Origin of the sequence: Flavobacterium sp. KMS, from assembly GCF_000813005.1 — a bacterium.
GTDB lineage: Bacteria > Bacteroidota > Bacteroidia > Flavobacteriales > Flavobacteriaceae > Flavobacterium.
Window position 1 is genome coordinate 1 of sequence record NZ_JSYP01000052.1, and the last position, 3,213, is coordinate 3,213.

General features: G+C 40.3%; 1 protein-coding gene and 1 pseudogene. Both read left to right on the plus strand.

Going from position 1 to position 3,213, the window contains the following annotated elements; translation table 11 throughout:
* A partial coding sequence (locus OA93_RS23925; RefSeq protein WP_039116797.1) for a gliding motility-associated C-terminal domain-containing protein occupies positions 1 to 2,445 on the plus strand: 2,445 nt, incomplete at its 5' end.
* Positions 2,446 to 2,509: 64 nt separating this feature from the next.
* Positions 2,510 to 3,213, plus strand: a pseudogene (locus OA93_RS23930) (type IX secretion system membrane protein PorP/SprF); the annotation flags it as partial.

Consider the following 3,213-nt stretch of genomic DNA (forward strand, 5'->3'; position numbering starts at 1 on the left):
GAAAGTGCAAGAACTGCTGTAGTAGTAAATGTAAACACCACTCCAGCACAGCCAAGATTAGGAACTTTAACAAAACCAACTTGTTCAATTTCAACAGGTAGTATAGTTTTGAATGGCTTACCATCAGGTAATTGGACTATAAATCCTGGAAATATTTCTGGAAATACAACAACTACGACTGTAACAGGTTTAGTACAAGGAAGTAGTTATAGTTTCACCGTAACAAGTGATGCAGGATGTATTTCTCTTCCATCTAGTAATATCACTATTGATTATGTTATTTGTGCGATCACTGAAACGACTTCTCCAATTAACGGAAATACAGGAGGAAAAACGCCACCATTAACATCAAACGATAAATTAAACGGAGTAGATGTGGTTATCGGAACCAATCCAGGCGAAGTAAAACTAACGCCAGTAACTGTACCAACAGGATTAACATTAAATCCTGACGGAACTGTAACAATAGCGCCAAATACCCCAGCAGGAAACTACGATGTAACCTACAAAATATGCGAAGTAACCAATCCGACAAACTGTGATGAAGTAACCTCAGTAGTTGTAGTAAGTCCACCATTAATCGAAGCTATCACAGAAACAACTTCTCCAATAAATGGAAACACAGGAGGCAAAACGCCACCATTAACAGCTAACGATAAATTAAACGGAGTAGATGTAGTAATTGGAACCAACCCAAGTGAAGTAAAACTAACGCCAGTAACTGTACCAACAGGATTAACACTAAATCCTGACGGAACTGTAACAATAGCGCCAAATACACCAACAGGAAACTACGATGTAACTTACAAAATATGCGAAGTAACTAATCCGACAAATTGCGATGAAGTAACTTCAGTAGTTGTAGTAAGTCCACCATTAATCGAAGCTATCACCGAAATAACTTCACCAATTAACGGAAATACAGGAGGAAAAACACCACCATTAACATCAAACGATAAATTAAACGGAGTAGATGTAGTTATCGGAACTAACCCAGGCGAAGTAAAACTAACGCCAGTAACTGTACCAACAGGATTAACATTAAATCCAGATGGAACGGTAACCGTATCTCCAAATACACCAGCAGGAAACTACGATGTAACGTACAAAATATGTGAAGTAACTAATCCAACAAATTGTGATGAAGTAACTTCAGTAGTTGTAGTAAGTCAACCATTAATTGAAGCTATTACAGAAACGACTTCTCCAATTAACGGAAACACAGGCGGAAAAACGCCATCATTGACATCAAACGATAAATTAAACGGAGTAGATGTAGTTATCGGAACCAACCCAGGTGAAGTAAAACTAACGCCAGTAACAGTACCAACAGGACTCACATTAAATCCTGACGGAACTGTAACCGTATCTCCAAATACACCAGCAGGAAACTACGACGTAACGTACAAAATATGCGAAGTAACCAATCCGACAAACTGTGATGAAGTAACTTCAGTAATTGTAGTAGGAGCATCGGTGATAGACGCAACAGATGACAACGTACTCTTTGCAGACGGAATAAACGGAACACTAGAAGCAATCAATGTATTAGACAATGATAAATTAAACGGAAGCAGAATAAACAACCCAGCCGTTGTAACCATAAAAAGCCTAACCGTATTATCAGGAATCACATTAAACGAAGACGGAACAATAGATGTAGCGCCAAATACGCCAGGAGGTACCTATACACTAAACTACCAAATTTGTGATGTGATAAACAAAACAAATTGCGTAAGTGCCAAAGTAACCATTTTTGTAGCCGTACCATCGATAGCCGTAATAAAAACAGCCACATTCAATGACGAAAACAAAAGCGGTTATGCCAATGCAGGAGAAACGATCACCTATACCTTCAAGATAACCAATACTGGAAACACCCCGCTGACAAACGTAACAGTTAGCGACCCACTTCCAGGACTAGTTATGACAGGAAGCCCAATCACATTAGGCGTAAATGAAACCGACGAACACACCTTTATAGGCGTATATGTAATCAAACAATCCGACATCAATGCCGGAAAAATAAGCAACCAGGCCACCGCATTTGGAACCAGTGCCAACGGAATCACAGTAGAAGACAAATCCGATTACACCAGCAATGTAGACGACAATCCAACAGTATCCCCAATAGAAGGCTGCGTAATAAAAGTCTTCAATGCCATCTCACCAAACGGAGATTCTATGAACGAGAGATTCTACATCCAAGGGCTAGAATGTTATCCAGAGAATACCGTAGAGATATACAACCGATGGGGAGTTTTAGTATTCGAACGCGAACACTACAACAACGAAGAGCGCGCCTTTAGAGGAATGTCCGAAGGACGCACCACCGTAAAACAATCCGATGGACTGCCAGTAGGAACATACTACTACGTACTAAAATACAAAGACAGCGAGTCCAATGCCCACCAGGAAGCAGGATATTTATACATCAATAAATAAAAGTAAAAAACAAATAGAAACGGCTTAGCCCTAAAAAGCTAAGCCATTCTTAAAAGAAAAATAAATGAGAAAATTAGTAATCGTTTTTATGTTTTTTTCCGCAGTAAGCCATGCACAACAAGATGCCCAGTTTACACAATACATGTACAATACCATCAATATAAACCCAGCCTATGCCGGTTCCAGAGGAGCCATGAGCATCTTTGGACTATACCGTACCCAATGGGTAGGACTCGATGGAGCACCCGAAACCAGAAAAAAGGAGTATCCCTGGTAAACGATAAAATAGGACCAACAAACGAAAACACATTCTCGGCCGATTTATCCTATACCATACCCACATCCGAAACCTTCAAGCTATCCTTCGGGATCAAAGCCACCGCCAACCTGTTCAATTTAGACATCGGTAAACTAAACCCAGAACAACAAGGCGACCCACAATTTCAAGACCTAAACAGCAAATTCACCCCCAATATAGGAGCAGGAGTATACTGGCATTCCGATAAAGCCTACATCGGATTATCCGTACCCAATTTTATCGAAACTAACAGATACAACGATAATGATATCGCCATCTTCAAAGACAAAATCAACTACTACCTAATAGCCGGATACGTATTCGATCTAGACCCCTATATCAAATTCAAACCAGCCGTACTGACCAAAATGGTCGAAGGTTCCCCACTACAAGTCGACCTGTCAGCCAACTTCATGTTCAATGACAAATTTGTAGCAGGAGTAGCCTACAGATGGAGTGCAGCCCTAAGC